22 protein-coding genes and 1 tRNA gene are annotated in these 18,707 nt (G+C 60.4%); 14 read left to right on the top strand and 9 right to left on the bottom strand.

Annotation, left to right across the window (positions count from 1 at the left end; all coding sequences use genetic code 11):
* On the bottom strand, nucleotides 1-864 hold an 864-nt coding region (locus PHW99_RS03575), incomplete at its 3' end, for a DUF3683 domain-containing protein (protein ID WP_300173867.1).
* Nucleotides 865-1,120: 256 nt separating this feature from the next.
* Between PHW99_RS03575 and ugpB the strand changes: the two genes are divergently transcribed.
* The 5 genes from ugpB (at nucleotide 1,121) to ugpQ (ending at nucleotide 6,053) form a co-directional block, all read left to right on the top strand.
* Entirely contained in the window at nucleotides 1,121-2,428 is a 1,308-nt protein-coding gene (ugpB, locus tag PHW99_RS03570) for a sn-glycerol-3-phosphate ABC transporter substrate-binding protein UgpB (RefSeq protein WP_300173865.1), read from the top strand.
* A gap of 9 nt (nucleotides 2,429-2,437) precedes the next feature.
* A complete protein-coding gene (gene ugpA / locus PHW99_RS03565; RefSeq protein WP_300173863.1) occupies nucleotides 2,438-3,319 on the top strand; it encodes a sn-glycerol-3-phosphate ABC transporter permease UgpA in 882 nt (293 codons plus the stop codon).
* Nucleotides 3,320-3,334: 15 nt separating this feature from the next.
* Nucleotides 3,335-4,186, top strand: a complete 852-nt coding sequence (ugpE, locus tag PHW99_RS03560; protein ID WP_300173861.1) for a sn-glycerol-3-phosphate ABC transporter permease UgpE — start codon at nucleotides 3,335-3,337, stop codon at nucleotides 4,184-4,186.
* A 71-nt stretch (nucleotides 4,187-4,257) separates the two neighbouring features.
* Nucleotides 4,258-5,286 carry a sn-glycerol-3-phosphate import ATP-binding protein UgpC gene (locus PHW99_RS03555; protein ID WP_300173859.1) on the top strand — a complete coding sequence of 343 codons (1,029 nt, stop codon included), beginning with the start codon at nucleotides 4,258-4,260 and terminating at the stop codon, nucleotides 5,284-5,286.
* Nucleotides 5,283-6,053, top strand: a complete 771-nt coding sequence (ugpQ, locus tag PHW99_RS03550; protein WP_300173857.1) for a glycerophosphodiester phosphodiesterase — start codon at nucleotides 5,283-5,285, stop codon at nucleotides 6,051-6,053. Before PHW99_RS03555 ends, ugpQ begins: the two co-directional genes overlap by 4 nt.
* Here the strand turns inward: ugpQ and PHW99_RS03545 are convergent.
* Entirely contained in the window at nucleotides 6,042-6,248 is a 207-nt protein-coding gene (locus PHW99_RS03545) for a hypothetical protein (protein WP_366912966.1), read from the bottom strand. The genes ugpQ and PHW99_RS03545 overlap by 12 nt on opposite strands.
* A 133-nt stretch (nucleotides 6,249-6,381) precedes the next feature.
* Here PHW99_RS03545 and hemA point away from each other — a divergent pair, with 133 nt between their 5' ends.
* The 5 genes from hemA (at nucleotide 6,382) to grxD (ending at nucleotide 10,461) form a co-directional block, all read left to right on the top strand.
* Nucleotides 6,382-7,641, top strand: a complete 1,260-nt coding sequence (gene hemA, locus PHW99_RS03540; RefSeq protein ID WP_300173853.1) for a glutamyl-tRNA reductase — start codon at nucleotides 6,382-6,384, stop codon at nucleotides 7,639-7,641.
* Between the two features lie 139 nt (nucleotides 7,642-7,780).
* A complete protein-coding gene (gene prfA / locus PHW99_RS03535) occupies nucleotides 7,781-8,875 on the top strand; it encodes a peptide chain release factor 1 (RefSeq protein ID WP_300173851.1) in 1,095 nt (364 codons plus the stop codon).
* 74 nt (nucleotides 8,876-8,949) lie between these two features.
* A complete protein-coding gene (prmC, locus tag PHW99_RS03530; protein WP_300173849.1) occupies nucleotides 8,950-9,810 on the top strand; it encodes a peptide chain release factor N(5)-glutamine methyltransferase in 861 nt (286 codons plus the stop codon).
* Entirely contained in the window at nucleotides 9,807-10,025 is a 219-nt protein-coding gene (locus tag PHW99_RS03525; protein WP_300173847.1) for a SlyX family protein, read from the top strand. The genes prmC and PHW99_RS03525 overlap by 4 nt, the downstream gene beginning before the upstream one ends.
* Nucleotides 10,026-10,137: 112 nt before the next feature.
* A complete protein-coding gene (grxD, locus tag PHW99_RS03520; RefSeq protein WP_300173846.1) occupies nucleotides 10,138-10,461 on the top strand; it encodes a Grx4 family monothiol glutaredoxin in 324 nt (107 codons plus the stop codon).
* 7 nt (nucleotides 10,462-10,468) lie between these two features.
* On the opposite strand, the gene PHW99_RS03515 is transcribed toward grxD, so the two are convergent.
* Together PHW99_RS03515 and PHW99_RS03510 are read right to left on the bottom strand one after the other, a co-directional pair.
* A complete protein-coding gene (locus PHW99_RS03515) occupies nucleotides 10,469-11,032 on the bottom strand; it encodes a lytic transglycosylase domain-containing protein (protein WP_300173845.1) in 564 nt (187 codons plus the stop codon).
* Between the two features lie 98 nt (nucleotides 11,033-11,130).
* Nucleotides 11,131-12,873 carry a proline--tRNA ligase gene (locus tag PHW99_RS03510; protein ID WP_300173844.1) on the bottom strand — a complete coding sequence of 581 codons (1,743 nt, stop codon included), beginning with the start codon at nucleotides 12,871-12,873 and terminating at the stop codon, nucleotides 11,131-11,133.
* Nucleotides 12,874-12,974: 101 nt separating this feature from the next.
* Here PHW99_RS03510 and PHW99_RS03505 point away from each other — a divergent pair, with 101 nt between their 5' ends.
* Nucleotides 12,975-13,592, top strand: a complete 618-nt coding sequence (locus PHW99_RS03505) for an RNA pyrophosphohydrolase (RefSeq protein ID WP_300173895.1) — start codon at nucleotides 12,975-12,977, stop codon at nucleotides 13,590-13,592.
* The gene (locus PHW99_RS03500; RefSeq protein ID WP_300173842.1) at nucleotides 13,585-14,097 is read left to right on the top strand and encodes a CNP1-like family protein; all 513 of its coding nucleotides are present in this window, start codon (nucleotides 13,585-13,587) and stop codon (nucleotides 14,095-14,097) included. Before PHW99_RS03505 ends, PHW99_RS03500 begins: the two co-directional genes overlap by 8 nt.
* A 56-nt stretch (nucleotides 14,098-14,153) precedes the next feature.
* On the opposite strand, the gene proB is transcribed toward PHW99_RS03500, so the two are convergent.
* The 4 genes from proB to rplU form a co-directional block, all read right to left on the bottom strand.
* Nucleotides 14,154-15,290, bottom strand: a complete 1,137-nt coding sequence (proB, locus tag PHW99_RS03495; RefSeq protein ID WP_300173840.1) for a glutamate 5-kinase — start codon at nucleotides 15,288-15,290, stop codon at nucleotides 14,154-14,156.
* 46 nt (nucleotides 15,291-15,336) lie between these two features.
* Nucleotides 15,337-16,419, bottom strand: coding sequence for an Obg family GTPase CgtA (cgtA, locus tag PHW99_RS03490; protein ID WP_300173838.1), 1,083 nt, complete (start codon nucleotides 16,417-16,419; stop codon nucleotides 15,337-15,339).
* Nucleotides 16,420-16,485: 66 nt separating this feature from the next.
* Entirely contained in the window at nucleotides 16,486-16,743 is a 258-nt protein-coding gene (rpmA, locus tag PHW99_RS03485) for a 50S ribosomal protein L27 (RefSeq protein ID WP_300173836.1), read from the bottom strand.
* 12 nt (nucleotides 16,744-16,755) lie between these two features.
* A complete protein-coding gene (rplU, locus tag PHW99_RS03480; protein ID WP_300173834.1) occupies nucleotides 16,756-17,067 on the bottom strand; it encodes a 50S ribosomal protein L21 in 312 nt (103 codons plus the stop codon).
* A gap of 226 nt (nucleotides 17,068-17,293) precedes the next feature.
* Here rplU and PHW99_RS03475 point away from each other — a divergent pair, with 226 nt between their 5' ends.
* Nucleotides 17,294-18,223, top strand: a complete 930-nt coding sequence (locus tag PHW99_RS03475) for a polyprenyl synthetase family protein (protein ID WP_300173893.1) — start codon at nucleotides 17,294-17,296, stop codon at nucleotides 18,221-18,223.
* A gap of 23 nt (nucleotides 18,224-18,246) precedes the next feature.
* A tRNA-Pro gene (locus tag PHW99_RS03470) sits at nucleotides 18,247-18,323 on the top strand.
* A 93-nt stretch (nucleotides 18,324-18,416) separates the two neighbouring features.
* Here PHW99_RS03470 and PHW99_RS03465 read toward each other — a convergent pair.
* A complete protein-coding gene (locus tag PHW99_RS03465) occupies nucleotides 18,417-18,638 on the bottom strand; it encodes a zinc ribbon domain-containing protein (protein WP_300173832.1) in 222 nt (73 codons plus the stop codon).
* Between the last annotated feature and the right edge of the window lie 69 nt (nucleotides 18,639-18,707).

Below are 18,707 nucleotides of genomic sequence, written 5' to 3'. Positions count from 1 at the left end.
GTCCACGGCAAACACAAAACCGGCACGCTCGGCGGCATGCGCCACGCGGTTGGTGACCACCCCGGCTTCTGACCAGACCGTGCCCACTTCATGATCCAGGCCCGGCAGCTTGAGCATTTCGACCTCGCTCATGGCCTCCAGTTTTTCGGTGTTGATCACCACACTCTTCCAGGTCAGCGGAATCGCACCGCCGGTGTAGCCGGTGCCGCCGCCACGCGGGATGATGGTCAGGCCCAGCTCGATACAGCCCTTGACCAGATGCGCCATCTCGGCCTCAGTGTCGGGCGTCAGCACCACAAACGGGTACTCGACGCGCCAGTCGGTCGCATCGGTCACATGGCTGACCCGGCTCAGGCCATCAAACTTGATGTTGTCCTTGGCGGTGAGCTTGGCAAACGTGCGCTGCGCCTTGCGCCGCAGCATGGCGGTTTCGACAAACGCGGCGTCAAACGCCTGCACCGCCTGATGGGCTGCATCCAGCAGCCGCCCCACCAGGATGTCGCGCTCGGGGTCAGTCTGTGGCGTGCGGCGCTTTTCCACCTCGCCTAGCCGGTGCTGCAGGGCCTGCACCAGCAACACCCGACGTTTGGGGTTGTCCAACAGGTCATCCTGCAAATAGGGGTTGCGCTGCACCACCCAGATGTCGCCCAGCACCTCATATAACATCCGTGCCGAGCGGCCAGTGCGGCGCTCTTCGCGCAACTGGTTCAGCCAGCCCCAGGCCGACTCACCCAGCAGGCGGATGACGATTTCGCGGTCGGAAAACGAGGTGTAGTTGTACGGAATTTCGCGAATGCGTTCCGGCCCGTGGGGCGCTGGAGCACCTGCGGGCAACAAAGACTTAAGCTGGATGGGAGCGTTCATGGGTGGAGTGATGGCAGCCAAACGGCGCTTTGACGCCCTGTCAAAGGCGCGTCCCGGCTGGGTGGGCGATGTTACCGCAGCGCAGCATTACCCTACTGCTCTGATGGAGAGCGCCAACACCACCCTCATGTAAACCCTGATGCGGTCAAGCCGGGTTTCTGCGTTTAATCAAAGCTTGAGCAGATAGACATGATGATGTCACGAATCCTTCACGATTTCGACTTACGCTCTACCTTTTAACCTTTGAGGAGTTCGCATGAAATTGAAACTTGCAGCCGCAGCAATGGCCGCCTCCCTGGCCTTGTCCGCTCACGCTGTGACGGAAATCCAATGGTGGCATTCCATGACCGCTGTCAACGGTGAATGGGTCAACGACCTGGCCAAAAACTTCAATGCCAGCCAGAGCAATTACAAGATTGTGCCAACCTACAAAGGCACCTACGACGAATCCATGACCTCGGCTGTGGCCGCTTTCCGCGCTGGCAACGCCCCCCACATCCTGCAAGTGTTTGAAGTCGGCACCGCCACCATGATGGCCAGCAAGAACGCCATTGTGCCGGTGGGCAAGGTCATGAAAGATGCCGGCCAGAAGTTTGACCCCAAGGCCTATATCTCAGCTGTGGCCGGTTATTACACGGCACCCAGCGGAGAGATGCTGAGCATGCCCTTCAACAGCTCCACGACCGTGTTTTATTACAACAAGGATGCCTTCAAGGCAGCCGGGCTGGACGCCAGCAAAGCACCCAGCAGCTGGCCCGAAGTGGCGCTGGCTGCCGCCAAACTCAAGGCCAATGGCCACAAATGCCCATTGACCATCGCCTGGCAGGGCTGGACCCAGATGGAGAGCTTCTCGGCCTGGCACAACGTGGAATTTGCCAGCAAGGCCAATGGTCTGGCGGGCATGGACGCCCGCATGAAGGTCAACTCGGACTTGCATGTGCGCCACATTGACAACCTCTCCAACATGGCCAAGCAGGGCTTGTTTGTCTACAAGGGCCGGGCCAATGTGCCGGAAGCCACCTTTGTCTCGGGTGAATGCGCCATGATCACCACCTCCAGCGGTTTTTATGGCAATGTGAAGAAAAACGCCAAGTTTGCCTATGGCCTGGCTCCCCTGCCCTACTACCCGGACGTCCCCGGTGCGCCGCAAAACACCGTGATTGGTGGTGCCAGCCTGTGGGTCATGGCCGGCAAGAAGGCGGATGAGTACAAAGGTGTGGCCGAGTTCTTCACCTACCTCTCCAGTCCCGAAGTGCAGTCAGCCAGCCACAAGCGCACCGGCTACCTGCCCATCACCACGGCGGCCTTCCAGTTGACCGAAAAATCCGGCTTCTACAAGGAGAACCCGGGCACCGATGTGGCTGTGAACCAGATGATCCGCAAGGTGACCGACAAGTCACGCGGCATCCGACTGGGCAACTATGTCCAGATCCGCACCATCGAGGACGAAGAACTCGAACAGGTTTGGGGTGGCAAAAAATCGCCCAAAGACGCGCTGGACTCGATCGTGAAACGCGGCAACGAACTGCTGGACCGTTTCGAAAAAGCCAACAAGAAGAGTTAAGCACGGCCTGTGGAAAAACGCGTTTTTTTCCGCTCCCGATGGCTGCCTTGGGTGCTGATGGCACCCCAGGTGGTCATCATTGCGGTATTTTTCTTCTGGCCGGCGGGCCAGGCCCTGCTGCAGTCGGTGCAGCAGTCAGACGCCTTCGGCACCTCGGTGGACTGGGTCGGACTGGACAACTTCCGCAACCTGTGGAAGGACGAAACCTATCTGGCCTCGTTCTATACCACCGCCATTTTTTCTACCCTGGTGGCCATCGTCGGCATCAGCCTGTCGCTGCTGCTGGCGGTATTTGCCGACCGCGTGGTCAAAGGAGCGCTGGCCTACAAAACCCTGCTGATCTGGCCTTATGCGGTGGCGCCTGCCGTGGCTGGCGTGTTGTGGCTGTTCATGTTTGCGCCCAGCGTGGGCGTGGTGTCCTACTGGCTGCGCGCCGTCGGCGTCGACTGGAACCACCTGCTCAACAGCAACCACGCCATGGCCCTGGTGGTGATGGCGGCGGTCTGGAAACAGATCTCCTACAACTTTTTGTTCTTTTTGGCCGGGCTGCAGAGCATTCCGAAATCCTTGATTGAGGCTGCGGCCATTGATGGCGCCCGGCCGTGGCGGCGTTTCTGGAGCATCATCTTCCCGCTGTTGTCACCCACCACGTTTTTCCTGCTGGTGATCAACGTCGTCTACGCCTTTTTTGACACCTTTGCCATCATTGATGCAGCCACCCAGGGCGGCCCCGGCAAGGACACCGCGATTCTGGTCTACAAGGTGTATTTTGACGGTTTCAAAGCGATGGACTTGGGCGGCTCCGCAGCGCAGTCGGTGGTGCTGATGGTGATTGTGGTGGCGCTCACTGTGGTGCAGTTCCGCTTTGTCGAAAAAAAGGTGACCTACTGATGAAAGCCCTTCCCCATGGTTGAACGCCGCGCCACGCTGGGCATTCTGGCCCACGTTATCCTGATTCTGGGCGTGCTGGTGGTGGCCTTTCCGCTCTACCTGACCTTTGTCGCCTCGACCCAGACCGCGCAAGCCATTGTGCAAACCCCGATGCCGCTGCTGCCCGGCGGGCATTTGCTGGAGAACTACGCCGCCGCCTGGAATGGCACGGGTGGTGGTTCGGGTTCCAAGGCACCGGTTGGACAGATGATGATCGTGAGCCTGATCACGGCACTGGTGATCTCGCTCGGCAAGATCGCGATCTCATTGTTGTCGGCCTTCGCCATCGTTTATTTCCGTTTTCCGTTTCGCATGTTCTTTTTCTGGGCCATCTTCATCACCCTGATGCTGCCAGTGGAAGTGCGCATTGGCCCGACCTACAAAGTGGTGTCCGATCTGGGCATGCTCAACAGTTATGCGGGCCTGACGATTCCGCTGATCGCCTCGGCCACTGCCACCTTCTTGTTCAGGCAGTTTTTCCTGACCGTGCCCGAGGAACTGGTGGAAGCGGCGCGCATGGACGGCGCCGGACCGATGCGTTTTTTCAAGGACGTGCTGGTGCCGCTGTCCAAAACCTCGATTGCCGCGCTGTTTGTCATCCAGTTCATCTACGGCTGGAACCAGTACCTGTGGCCGCTGCTGGTCACCACCAACGAGGACATGTACCCGGTGGTGATCGGCATCAAACGCATGATCTCCGGCGGTGACTCCGAGATGCAATGGAACATCGTCATGGCCACCGCCGTGCTGGCCATGCTGCCGCCAGCGCTGGTGGTGATGCTGATGCAGAAATGGTTTGTCAAAGGCTTGGTGGATACCGAGAAATAACCGCCATCCTTGTCAAGCACCCTCCCAACACCCCATTACCCCGCACTCGCTGAACGGCGTTACTGATCCTCATGGCTTCCATCACTCTTCAAAACGTCATCAAACGCTACGGTTCCGGCAAGGCCGCCAATCAGGTCATCCACGGAGTCAATGCCGAGATTGCTGATGGCGAATTCATCGTCATTGTCGGCCCCTCGGGTTGTGGCAAATCCACCCTGTTGCGCATGGTCGCCGGGCTGGAAGAAATCAGCGACGGGCAGATTTCGATCGGCCCGCGCGTGGTCAATGATCTGGAGCCTTCCGAGCGCGACATCGCCATGGTGTTCCAGAACTATGCGCTCTACCCGCACATGAGTGTGTTCGACAACATGGCTTATGGCCTGAAGATCGCCAAAGTGCCGCTGGAGGAAATCAAGGCCCGGGTCGACAAGGCCGCCAAAATTCTCGAAATCGGCCCATTCCTGCAACGCAAACCACGAGAACTCTCCGGTGGTCAGCGCCAGCGGGTGGCCATGGGCCGCGCCATCGTGCGCCAGCCGCAGGTGTTCCTGTTTGACGAGCCGCTCTCCAACCTGGATGCCAAGCTGCGCGCCCAGACCCGGCTGGAAATCCAGAAACTGCACCGCGAACTGGGCATCACCAGCCTGTTTGTCACCCATGACCAGGTCGAGGCCATGACCCTGGCCCAGCGCATGATGGTGATGAATGGCGGCGTGATGGAACAGTTTGGCACGCCTGAAGAGGTCTACAACCGACCGGCCACCACTTTTGTCGCCGGTTTCATGGGCTCGCCGCCGATGAACCTGCTCAAAGACGCCCCCGGTGCGCCGCCCGCCACCATCGTGGGTGTGCGCCCCGAGCATCTGGACATCAGCCCCAGCGGCTGGGCCTTGCAGGTGGAAGCCGTTGAAATGCTGGGTGCCGAACGGCTGACCTATGGCCGCTGGCAACACGGCAGTGCCGACGAACTGGTCATCATCCGCACGGAGGAGTCCCACACCGCAGCGGAACTGGGCAGCACCATCTGTGTCACACCCCGACCTGACAAAATCCACCACTTTGACGCCGCGACCGGCAAGCGCAAAGACAACACTGTATGAAATCAACCCCATTCCCTTGGCCCTACCCCCGCTGGATTGCCCACCGCGGTGCCGGCAAACTGGCCCCGGAAAACACCCTGGCCGCTTTTCGCTGCGGTGCCGCCCACGGCTACCGCATGTTCGAGTGCGACGTCAAGCTCAGTGCGGACGGCGTGCCGTTCCTGTTGCACGACGCCACCTTGGAACGCACCACCAACGCCGGTGACGCACTTGGCAGCGGTCTCAGTTCAGTGGCCGGTGAACACCCCTGGGGCACGCTGGCCCTGCTGGACGCCGGCAGTTGGCACTCCCGGGCATTTGCCGGTGAACCCCTGCCCACGTTTGAAGCCGTGGCCCGGTATTGCGTGCGTAACCGCTATCACCTGAACATCGAGATCAAACCCACCCCGGGCACCGAATACCACACCGGCCAGGTGGTGGCGCGCCACGCGGCACGGCTCTGGCATGGCGCCGCAGTGCCGCCGCTGCTGAGTTCGTTCGACGTGCCGGCGCTTGAGGGGGCGCTGCAGGACCAGCCCGATCTGCCGCGCGGCTTGCTGCTCGAAGAACTCTGGACCGGCTGGCTGGAAACCGCCCTGCGCCTGGGTTGTGTGGCAGTGATCTGTGACCATGCGTTGTGGGATACCGCCAGTGTCGCCCAGGCCAGGAACGCCGGCTTGCGCACCCTCAGCTACACCGTCAATGATGAAGCGACGGCCCAGCGGCTGATGGACCTGGGCACCGATGGCATCATCACCGACCGGGTTGACCTGTTCTCACCGGCGTGACATGAGCCACTGGCTGGTGGCCCCCATGACCACCAGCGCCAGATAGGTCAGCATTTTCCCGTCGCGCCCAAACAGCACCAAGCCGAGGCCGAGCACGACGCCGCCAACTACAAAATGTATAGCTGCATAGGCAGATAACTTGCGGGCTGGAGGCCATTTTTTTACAAAAAACCGGGCCGTCAGGGGCAGCAGCAAGGCCAGCCATAGGGCTGGCGCCAAAAAGTTGATGGCATGGTTGATCAGCGCCAGAACACCCATCAGTGACAGGCCCTAGACTTAAAAAAGTGATGCAGGTCAAAGCGCATGGCGCTGATTTTATAATTCCATCATGGCAGTCTGGGCATTAGGTATCAATCACACGACCGCACCGCTCGATCTGCGCGGTCGGTTTGCCTTCGCCATCGACCAGGTTGAACCCACGTTACGGGCCCTGCGCGGCGCCCTGACGCGGCAACCCGAGGCCGCGCTGATCTCCACCTGCAACCGCACCGAAATCTACTGTGCCGGGGAGCAGACTGAATTGCAGCCCACACTGGACTGGCTGGCGCACAGCGGTGGCGTCTCTCCCGAATTGTTACGCGCCCACACCTATGCCCTGGAAGACGGCTTGGCGGCACGCCACGCCTTCCGGGTGGCCAGCGGGCTGGATTCGATGGTGCTGGGTGAACCACAGATCCTGGGCCAGATCAAGGACGCGGTGCGTGCGGCCGAGGCCGCCGGCGCCCTGGGCACCACACTGAGTCAGTTGTTCCAGCGCTCGTTTGCCGTGGCCAAGGAGGTGCGCACCTCGACCGAAATCGGCGCCCACTCCATCAGCATGGCCGCCGCCGCGGTGCGGCTGGCCGGGCAGTTGTTTGAAGACCTGGGCGAGGTCAGGATTTTGTTTGTCGGTGCTGGCGAGATGATTGACCTGTGCGCCACCCACTTTGCCGCCAAGAACCCCAAAAGCATCGCCATTGCCAACCGGACCCTGTCGCGTGGCGAGGAACTGGCCGCCAAGTTTGGCGCCGAAGTGATGCGCCTGGCCGACGTGCCTGAACGCCTGCATGAATTTGATGCCGTGGTGAGTTGCACCGCCAGCACCCTGCCCATCATCGGACTGGGTTCGGTGGAGCGCGCCCTGAAGAAGCGGCGGCGGCGGCCAATGTTCATGGTCGACCTGGCGGTGCCGCGTGACATCGAAGTCGAGGTCAAGGCCCTGGAGGACATCTACCTCTACACCGTTGACGACTTGGCCGGCGTGGTGCAGACCGCGCAGGCCAACCGGCAAGCGGCAGTCGCGCAGGCCGAAGCGATTGTGGACGCCGGTGTGCAGAGCTTTCTGCACTGGCTGGAGCAACGCAGCACCGTGCCGCTGATCCAGCAGATCAATGCCCAAGCCGACGAATGGCGGGCCATCGAAATCGCCCGCGCCCGCAAATTGCTGGCCAAGGGGGAAGACGTGGACGCGGTGCTGGAGGCGCTGTCGCGCGGGCTGACGCAAAAAATGCTGCACGGCGCCATGGCGGAACTGCGCGGCGGCGACATGACCACGCGTGAACGCGCCAGCGTCGCGGCCCAGCACTTTTTCCTGCGCAAAGAGCGTTAGCTGGGCTGTCTGCCGCTCCCTGGCAGATGGTCACAGCCATCCCGCCAGCTGGGTCAGTCCCTTGCCAATGGGGGGCGGACCACCCAGGTGTCTCCTGGCCCCTTGCGTCCCTTTTTGCTGATTGTCTGAGCGATTTCCAATGAAACCCTTTCTCCGCCAACAACTCGCCCGCTACGCTGACCGCCTTGGCGAACTCGAATTTTTGCTGTCGCGCCAGGACATCATGAGCGACATGACGCAATTTCTGACCCTGTCACGGGAGCACACCGACGTGGCCGCTGTGGCCAGCCGCTGGCTGCGTTACCAGCAGCGCGAAGCCGACCTTGCCGCCGCCCAGGACCTGCTCAAAACAGCAGCTGACGATGCCGACATGGGTGCCATGGCGCAGGAAGAAATCGACAGCGCCGGCGCCGAACTGCAGCAACTGGAGACCGAGCTGCAGCGCATGCTGTTGCCCAAGGACCCCGATGACGCCCGTCCGGCGTTTCTGGAAATCCGCGCCGGCACTGGCGGCGACGAGTCCGCCCTGTTTGCCGCCGACCTGGTGCGCATGTACCTGCGCTACTGCGATCGCAAGGGCTGGAAGCATGAGATCATGAGTGAATCACCCAGCGAACTCGGTGGTTACAAGGAAATCGTCATCCGCATCGACGGTGACAACGTGTATGGCGCACTCAAATTCGAGTCTGGCGGCCACCGCGTGCAGCGCGTGCCGGTGACTGAGACCCAGGGCCGCATCCACACCAGCGCCTGCACCATCGCGGTCATGGCCGAACCGGACGAGGCGCAGGCCATCCAGATCAACCCGGCCGACCTGCGCATTGACACCTACCGTGCCAGTGGCGCCGGTGGCCAGCACATCAACAAGACCGACTCGGCCGTGCGCATCACCCACCTGCCCACCGGCATCGTCGCCGAATGCCAGGATGGCCGCAGCCAGCACAGCAACAAGGCCCAGGCGCTCAAGGTGCTGACGGCCCGCATCCAGGAAAAAGACCGCGCCGAACGGGCGGCCAAGGAATCGGCCGAACGCAAAAGCCTGGTTGGCAGTGGCGACCGCAGCGACCGCATCCGCACCTACAACTTTCCCCAGGGGCGGCTCACCGACCACCGCATCAACCTGACGCTGTACAAGCTGCTGGCCATCATGGAAGGTGACCTGGACGACGTGATCGGTGCGCTGCAAGCTCATGAAGCGGCGCAGCAACTGGCCGCCTTGGAACTCAACAGTTGAAGAAAATTTGAAGAAAAATAGCCCTCCAGCCCGGATAAATCAAGCGTCTTAAGCTCCTTTATTAATAGCATTTCATGTCTTCTTCGACCGCCCCGTCAACGCTAGGGCAGGCCCTGCATGAGTTGCAGCTCAGCGGCCTGGACCGGCTCGATGCCCAGCTGCTGCTGCTGCATGTGCTGGGCGTGCAGCCACACCAGCGCGGCTGGCTGCTGGCGCATGACACCGATCCCCTGCCGCCAGATCAAGACCGTCAACTCCAGGCCCTGGCGCAACGCCGCCGGGCCGGCGAGCCGCTGGCCTACCTGACCGGCAGCAAAGCGTTTTACGGGCTGGCGCTGCAGGTCGGACCTGATGTGCTGGTGCCCCGGCCCGATACCGAAACCCTGGTGGACTGGGCGCTGGCGCTGTTGCCCAGGACAGCCGCGGCCAGTGTGCTGGATCTGGGCACCGGCAGCGGCGCCATTGCCCTGGCGCTCAAAGCCACCCGCCCCGAACTCAGCGTCTGGGCCACGGACCGGAGTACGGCGGCCTTGGCGGTGGCGCGGGCCAACGCCGAGCGATTGCACTTGCCGGTGCAGTTCGCCCATGGGGCATGGTTCGCGTCCCTGCCCGCCAATGCCCCGCGGTTTGACTGCATCGTCTCCAACCCGCCTTACATCGCCGAACACGACCCGCATCTGGCAGCACTGCGCCATGAACCGACCCAGGCGCTAACCAGCGGTCTGGACGGGCTCGACGACCTGCGCCACCTCATCCGCCATGCACCGGCGCACCTGCGCGGTGGCGGCTGGCTGCTGCTGGAGCATGGCTACGACCAGGCTGCCGCAGTCCGCCGCCTGCTCCTCGAACAAGGATTCACCCAGGTGCAGTCACGCTGCGACCTGGCCGGCATTGAACGCTGCAGCGGCGGCCAACACCCCCTCTCCCCACCATGACCCATCCCCCCCATCTCGAAGAGCGTCTGACCAATCTGGAAATCAAGGCCAGTTTCACCGAGGACCTGCTCGACAAACTTGAGCAGATCATCGTGCGCCAGCAGGACCAGATCGACCGCCTGACGCGGGAAGTGCTGCGCCTGCGCCAGCCGCGCCCCGAAGATGGCGCTGCGCCCCCGCGCGACCTGCGCGAGGATCTGCCGCCACACTATTAAAAGACCGGTTTCCCGGCGCAGCGTGGTAACACCATTGCCATCAGGGTCAACCCCGAAGCGCCGTCCCCAAAAATGAAATAATCAGGCCCATTCATTGGAGGATTTTTTTGACATGAGCAACACCCAACAACGCATTGACGATCTGGTCAAACACAATGACATCCTGCTGTTCATGAAAGGCACCGCCAGTTTCCCGCAATGCGGCTTTTCCGGTCGTGCCGTGCAGATTCTCAAGGCCTGTGGTGTCGACCCCAAGGCCATCACCACGGTCAACGTGCTCGAAGACGCCGACATCCGCGCCGGCATCAAGGACTACAGCAACTGGCCGACCATCCCGCAGCTCTATCTCAAGGGGGAATTCATTGGCGGCTCGGACATCATGATGGAGATGTACGAAAGTGGCGAGCTGCAAGCCCTGCTGGGCAGCCCGGCCTGAGCCCGGTTCAGAACTGCCAGGCGCGCTGGGCGCCGAGCACGGCATCCGGGTACGCGGCCTTGCCGCGTGAACCGTTGTAGCGGCCCAGCGCCAGAAACAGGTTGCCGTTTTCCCGGTCCAGGTAATGGCGCAGGATGACGCAGCCAAAACGCAGGTTGGTTTGCATGTGAAACAGTTTGCCGGCGTCGCCGTCACCGATGACCCGGGTCCAGAACGGCATCACTTGCATGTAGCCGCGCGCGCCGGCATGGCTGACGACAAATTTGCGGAAATTGCTCTCCACCTGGATCAAACCCAGCACCAGCGACACGTCCAGTCCGGCGCGTTTGCTCTCATACCAGACGGTTTGCAGAAACTCCTGGCGGGTGTTGAAGTCGGGCTTTTTTTTCTTCAGCCGGTCACTCATGGCCACCTGCCAGCGCAGATAGGCCAGACGCGATTCGGTGTCAGCGAACTCGGGCACCGGCGGCGCGTGATTGGCAATGGCCGAACTCAGTGCCGTGCGCACCGCGTCGGCCAAGGGTTCCTCAATCTGCGCACCGGCCCAGCATTGCTCCTGAAAGGATAGCAATCCAAGTCCAATGGACGCGGGCAAAAGGCCAAAAAACCTTGCAAGAACCCGCCGTCGGCGTGGTCCTTGGCCTGACGCCGCGGATGGCACCGCCCCACTCACACCTTGAGGCGGCTGATCAGCAGGCTGGCGATGTCCGTCAACGGCACGGACGTGGCGGTGGCATCACGCCGGTGCTGGTATTCCACCTTGCCTTCTTTCAGGGCACGGTCGCCAATATTCACCCGGTGTGGCACCCCAATCAATTCCCAGTCGGCAAACATCGCCCCCGGGCGTTCCCCCCGGTCGTCCAGGATCACGTCCACACCCGCCGCCAGCAACTCGGCATACAAGGCGTCAGAAGCGGCTTTCACCTCGGGTGAGCGGTCGGCATTGATCGGGCATACCACCACCGTGAAGGGTGCCAGCGCGTCCGGCCAGATGATGCCGCGTTCGTCGTGGTTTTGTTCCACGGCTGCGGCCGGCAAACGGGTGATGCCAATGCCGTAACAGCCCATTTCCATGAACTGGGGTTTGCCGTTCTGATCCAGAAAGGTGGCTTTCATGGCCTGGCTGTATTTGGTGCCCAGATAAAACACATGGCCCACTTCAATGCCGCGCTCGATCGCCAGCACGCCTTGACCGTCGGGTGAGGCATCCCCCGCCACCACATTGCGCAGGTCAGCCACCATGTCTGGCTCGGGCAGGTCACGGCCCCAGTTCACGCCCGTCAAGTGAAAATCAAGCGCATTGGCACCACAAATCCAGTCCGCCATCACCGCCACCTCCCGGTCCACCACCAGTTTGACCGGTTTGAGCAAACCCATCGGCCCCAGGTAACCCGGCAGACAGCCAAAGTGCATCTGGATCTCGGGCACCGTGGCAAAACGGAAGGCGCCCAGGCCTGGCAGCTTGCCAACCTTGACTTCATTCATGTCGTGGTCACCACGCAGCAACAGCAGCCAGATCTGGGTTTTGATCACCTCGCCTTCATCGTTCAGGGTGTCGGTGGCCAGCACCAGTGACTTGACCGTGGCCTGCAGTGGCACCCCCAGCAGCTCGGCCACATCGGCACAGGTGCTCTTGCCTGGCGTGGCGGTTTTGACCATGGGTTGGGAGGCCGCCGGCCGCGGGCCCACCGGTGCCAGCGCCTCGGCCTTTTCCAGGTTGGCGGCGTAGTCACTGCCCGGACAGTAGACGATGGCGTCTTCGCCGGTAGCGGCAATCACCTGGAATTCTTCGCTCAAATCACCACCGATGGCGCCACTGTCGGCCGCCACGGCGCGGTAAGTCAGGCCAAAGCGGTCAAAAATGCGCCGGTAGGCCTGGGCCATGACCTGGTAGCTGGCTTTGGCACTGGCCTGGTCGCGGTCAAAGCTGTAAGCGTCCTTCATGATGAACTCGCGCCCGCGCATCAGGCCAAAGCGTGGCCGGCGCTCGTCACGGAACTTGGTCTGGATCTGATAGAAGTTTTTTGGCAACTGCTTGTAACTGCGGATTTCCTGGCGTGCGATGTCAGTGACCACTTCCTCACTGGTCGGCTGAATCACAAAGTCATTGGCGTGGCGGTCACGAATGCGCAGCAATTCCGGCCCCATCTTGTCAAAACGGCCAGTTTCCTGCCACAGCTCAGCCGGCTGCACGATGGGCATGCTGAGTTCCACGGCACCAGCGCGGTTCATCTCTTCGCGCACGATAGCCTCGACTTTCTGCACCACCCGCAGCCCCATGGGCATCAGCGTGTAGATCCCGGCGCCGAGCTTTTTAATCATGCCGGCGCGCATCATCAGCTTGTGGCTGACCACTTCAGCATCGGCAGGTGCTTCTTTGAGGGTGGAAATAAAAAATTGGGAAGCTTTCATGACTGGAAATCCGGCAATAAGACAGGGAGACAGGGTTGTTTCTCTTGCTGCAGCGTCAACGCTGTGCATAATGGAACCAATTTAAAAATTGGGGTTTGATTATGCTTGACCGCGACGGCTTTAGGCCGAACGTCGGCATCGTCCTGCTCAACCAGAAAAATCAGGTGTTTTGGGGGAAGCGTATCCGTACGCACTCCTGGCAGTTTCCGCAAGGTGGCATTGACCGGGGCGAAACCCCGGAGCAGGCCATGATCCGGGAGTTGCACGAAGAAATTGGGCTGCAGCGCGAACACATTCGCATTGTGGCCCGCACTCGTGACTGGTTGCGCTATGAGGTGCCAGACCGTTTTATTCGCCGCGATTCACGTGGTTTCTACAAGGGCCAGAAACAGATCTGGTTTTTACTCCAATTGATTGGGCATGACTGGGACTTGAACCTGCGTGCCACCAATCACCCGGAATTTGATGCCTGGCGCTGGAACGACTATTGGGTGCCACTGGATGCTGTGGTTGAGTTCAAGCGCCAAGTCTATGTGACGGCGCTGACCGAGCTGGCACGTTATGTGCCGCGTAATGACCACCGCAACCGTTTCCTGCGCCAGGGCATTCGCCCGTCGGCGGCCGAGAACGCCTGTGGCGACATGCCGGATGCCTGCTTTGAATTACCGCCGGGTGCCAGTCTGGAGCCGGATCAACAAACTGGAAATGAGCATGCCTGAACTCAACTGCCGGGGGCGTTGGCACCGCGCGGGCCTGCTCGTCTGCCTGCCTCTGTTGCTGCTGGCCAACCCTGGCTATGCCCAGCTAGCCGCTGAAGACCCGGACTGGCAGGAAACCGAGGCGCCCGCGCCACCAGCGTTCAGCCGCGACAAGCTGTTGCCACTGGACATGCCGCCCTACGTCAGCCTGCAGTTTGGCATTGACCCGGCCACGCTGGTCATCACACCCGACGGCATCGTACGCTACGTGGTCGTGGCCCGCAATGCAGGCGGGTCCATCAACGCCATGTACGAGGGCATCCGCTGCGCCACAGGTCAGGTCAAAACCTACGCGCGTGCCGGCAGCGACGGCGTCTGGAAACCGCTGAATGAGCCCCAGTGGCGTGGCTTGAACGACAACCACCCGTCCAAACATGCACTCGCCTTTGCCCGCCAGGGCGGTTGTGATGGTCGATCAGCCACCCCCAGTTCACCGGCAGACATCGTCAGGGCCATGAAAAAGTAGTCGAAGTCAGGCCTGCACCTGGCTGAACAAGGGCTACTGACGCAGCCTGTCGAGCTTTACCGGCTCAGCACCAGGTTATCGCGGTGCACCATCTCTGGTTCAGCGGAATAACCCAGCAGCTTGTCGAACTGGCTGGATGGTTTGCGACAGATCAACCGTGCTTCCGCGCTGGCATAGTTGGCTAGGCCGCGGGCCACCTCCACACCGTCGTCAGAGCGGATGGCAATCACGTCACCACGTGAAAACTCACCCTCAACCCCGATCATGCCAATCGGTAACAGGCTGGAGCCGCCACTGCGCAGACTGTGCACAGCCCCGGCATCCACGATGACCGAGCCGCGCAGTTGCAGATGGTCAGCAATCCACTGCTTGCGCGCCTGGGTTTTCTGCGTGGGGGCCACCAGCAGCGTGCCAATCGCCTCACCTTCGCACAAGCGCAGCAAGGCGTTGGGCTCGCGCCCCCAGGCAATCACGGTGGATGCTCCCGAGCCAGCCGCCCGCTTGGCGGCCAGGATTTTGGTGATCATGCCACCACGACCCAGGCTGGACCCCGCCCCGCCAGCCATGGCTTCGAGTGCTGCCAGGCCAGCCTGGGCAACATGGACAAATTTGGCGTCCGGATCCTTGCGCGGGTCGGCGGTGTAGAGGCCTTTCTGGTCGGTCAGGATGACCAGGGCATCGGCCTCCACCAGGTTGGCCACCAGTGCACCCAAAGTGTCGTTGTCGCCGAACTTGATTTCGTCAGTGACCACGGTGTCGTTTTCATTGATCACCGGCACCACACCCAATTTGAGCAAAGTCAGCAAGGTCGAGCGGGCATTGAGATACCGCTCGCGATCCGTCAGGTCGGCATGGGTGAGCAGCACTTGGGCACTGCCCAGGCCGTTTTCACGAAGTTTGGTTTCATACACATGCGCCAGGCCCATTTGCCCAACAGCAGCAGCAGCCTGCAGTTCATGGACTTCATGCGGACGGGTCACCCAGCCCAGGCGCTTCATGCCCTCGGCAATGGCGCCACTGGACACCATGATGACTTCACGCCCCTGACGCACCAGCTCCGCCATTTGCCGACACCACTCGCCGATCGCGCTGTCATCAAGACCGCGACCGTCGTTGGTCACCAGGCTGGAGCCGACCTTGACCACCACCCGGTGGGCATCACGTAGGATGGAGGCATCAAATTCTTTAAGCATTTTCAGGCCCTAGCCCGCTTGGCATCAGCGCAGGCCGCTCCGGTAGTTATAGCAATCCGTTCGACTCGACAGAGGTGGCAAACCGCGGATCAACCACCTCAGGCGTCTGCTCCATTTTCTGCTGGGCGCTGATGTGCTGGTAAATCGCCTTGATCATCGGCTCGCAACCTTCGCGGGTCAGCGCAGAAATTTCGAACACCGGTCCCTTGAACTTCAGCCGCTTGACAAAGTCTTTCACCAAGGCAGCACGCTGATCAACCGGCACCATGTCCAGCTTGTTGAGCACCAGCCAACGTGGTTTGTTGTACAGGCCAGCGTCGTATTTCTTGAGCTCATTCACAATGGCCTTGGCCTGGGCCACGGTGTCGACCGCGTCGTCAAAGGGGGCCATGTCCACAACGTGCAGCAACAATCGGGTGCGCTGCAAATGGCGCAAAAACTGGTGGCCCAGTCCGGCCCCTTCCGCAGCACCTTCAATCAGCCCGGGAAGATCGGCCACCACAAAACTTTGTTCAGGCCCGACCCGAACCACTCCCAAATTGGGGTGCAAAGTGGTAAATGGATAATCCGCAATACGCGGACGAGCGTTGGAGATGGCCGAAATCAGTGTTGATTTGCCCGCATTGGGCATGCCCAGCAGGCCCACGTCGGCCAACACCTTGAGTTCCAGCTTCAAATTGCGCTTCTCGCCCGGCCAGCCTGGTGTCTTTTGCCGGGGTGCGCGATTGATGGCGCTCTTGTAGCGCAAATTACCAAAACCGCCGTCACCACCCTTGGCGATGGTGATCACCTCACCAGGCTTGAGCAATTCAAAAAGAATTTCGCCCGTTTCCGCATCGGAGATGATGGTGCCCACCGGCATCTTCAGGGTAATGTCTTCCCCGGCTGCACCAAACATGTCCGACCCCATGCCGTGCTGACCGCGCTGGGCATCGTAGCGGCGCGAAAAACGGTAATCGACCAGGGTGTTCAGGTTGGGATCCGCCACGGCAAAAACATGGCCACCACGGCCACCGTCACCACCATTGGGACCACCAAATTCCTTGTATTTTTCGTGCCGGAACGAGACGCAGCCTGCGCCACCGTCTCCCGCAGAGACGTCAATGTAGGCTTCGTCAACGAATTTCATAATGATGGCTTTATAAACGAAAAACCCCGCGCCGCGCGCAGGGTCTTGTGGGGGATCGCCAGCAAATTACGCGGCAGTGACGCTCACGGTGTGCTTGTTCAACGCACCTTTGGTGGCAAACGAGACATGCCCGTCCACCAAGGCAAACAGGGTGTGATCCTTACCGATACCAACATTGGTGCCTGGGTGGAATTGGGTACCACGCTGACGAACAATGATCGAACCAGCGCTGATCAACTCGCCTCCGTAGGACTTCACACCGAGCATCTTGGGCTTGGAATCGCGCCCATTTCGCGTCGAGCCGCCGCCTTTTTTATGTGCCATGACTCTTGCTCCTTATGCAGAAATCGCGCCGATCAGCAGTTCTGTGAATTGCTGGCGATGCCCTTGACGTTTTTGATAGTGCTTGCGACGGCGCATTTTGAAAATGCTGACCTTGTCGTGTTTACCATGTGCCAACACCGTGACACTGACCGTTGCACCGGACACCAAGGGCGTGCCAACCTTCAATTCTGCGCCGCTACCGACTGCCAGAACCTGGTCCAACACAATCTCTTGGCCAACGTCCGCAGCAATCTGTTCTACTTTAATTTTTTCGCCGGAAGCAACTCTGTATTGCTTGCCACCGGTTTTTATGACCGCGTACATATGAACCTCTTGAATAATTCTCTGCAAACGAATTTTCGCAGAGCCCGTAATTATGTCACAGACTCGGATTCAAGGCAAATCTGGCGAGCACACACCGCGAGGCCGGCCCGGCGGGACCGTTGCCATCCGCTGGGCTTTCTATAATTGCAACCACATTACCGGGCCTACTGTCTTGCAAGTTTCCACCTCCAACACACCGTCTCCGTTATCGATCATCGCGCCAGACATGCGTGAGGTTGATCAAGTTATTGCACTGCGCCTGGACTCCGATGTACCACTGGTCAGCCAGGTGTCGCGTTACATCATTTCTGCGGGTGGCAAGCGGTTGCGCCCGGCCCTGTTATTGTTGATTTGTGGCGCTTTGGGCTTCAAGGGAGCACAACGTTTCAACCTGGCGGCGGTGGTGGAATTCATTCACACTGCCACTTTGCTGCATGACGACGTGGTGGATGAGTCCTCCATGCGGCGAGGCAATGCCACCGCGAATGAAACCTTCGGCAATCCGGCCAGCGTGCTGGTGGGTGACTTTCTGTACTCACGCGCCTTCCAGATGATGGTGGACACACAAAGCCTGCCCATCATGAGTGTCCTGGCTGATGCCACCAACATCATCGCTGAAGGCGAAGTCATGCAACTGATGAACATGCACAACGCCGCGCTGGATGAGGCGGGTTATTTGCAGGTGATCCGCTCCAAGACCGCCAAACTGTTCGAGGCCAGCGCCCGGGTAGGTGCCATCTTGTCGGGGGCGTCCCCCGACATCGAAAAAGCCTGCGCCGATTACGGACAGGCTTTGGGCACCGCCTTCCAGGTGATTGACGATGTGCTGGATTACACCGGCGACGCCACCGTGATGGGTAAAAACCTGGGGGATGACCTGCGCGAAGGCAAAACCACGCTTCCCCTGATTGCAGCCATGCAGCGTGGCAGCGACACTCAACGCGAGCTGATCAAAACCGCCATCGAGACCGGAGATGTCGGCATGATTGATCAGGTAGTGGCGATTGTCAAAGTCACTGGCGCCCTGGACGTTGCCCGCAAAGCTGCCAGCGCTGAGGCTCAACGGGCCATTGAAGCCGCCAAACATTTGCCTGATGGGCCCCACACAATGTGTTTGCTACAATTAGCGGCTCAACTGCTGGAGCGTCAATCCTGACGCTGTTGGCAGGCAACAATTTTCGGAATGTAGCGCAGCCTGGTAGCGCACTTCGTTCGGGACGAAGGGGTCGGAGGTTCGAATCCTCTCATTCCGACCAAAACATCTGGCAAAGGCCGCTAACGACAGACAATTAGCGGCCTTTTTCATGGGTCAGCCGGCCGTGGCTCAACGACAGCACGCAATACTCTCGCTAATTCATGCCACAGCCGCCAGGCCCGGCGCCGGCATTCGGACAGGAAGCGCACGGGCTGCTCGGAATAAGCGCGGCCTCCGAGGTGGTGGTGGCAAAGACGGACAACCGTTTTTCCAGCTCTGTGGATTGGCAATCAGGACAGACCGGAACCGTATCAGAACGAACCAGTGCTTCAAATTCGTGGCCGCAGTTTTGGCAGGCGTATTCGTAAATGGGCATGTTGTTTCTCCTGGAGGCGGGGAAATTATCGCTGTCCCGGATGCATGATTCATCACATCCAACCCTCAA

The organism is Rhodoferax sp. (genome assembly GCF_028689305.1).
Lineage (GTDB): Bacteria > Pseudomonadota > Gammaproteobacteria > Burkholderiales > Burkholderiaceae_C > Rhodoferax.
This window is presented reverse-complemented; position numbering and strand designations above follow the sequence as displayed.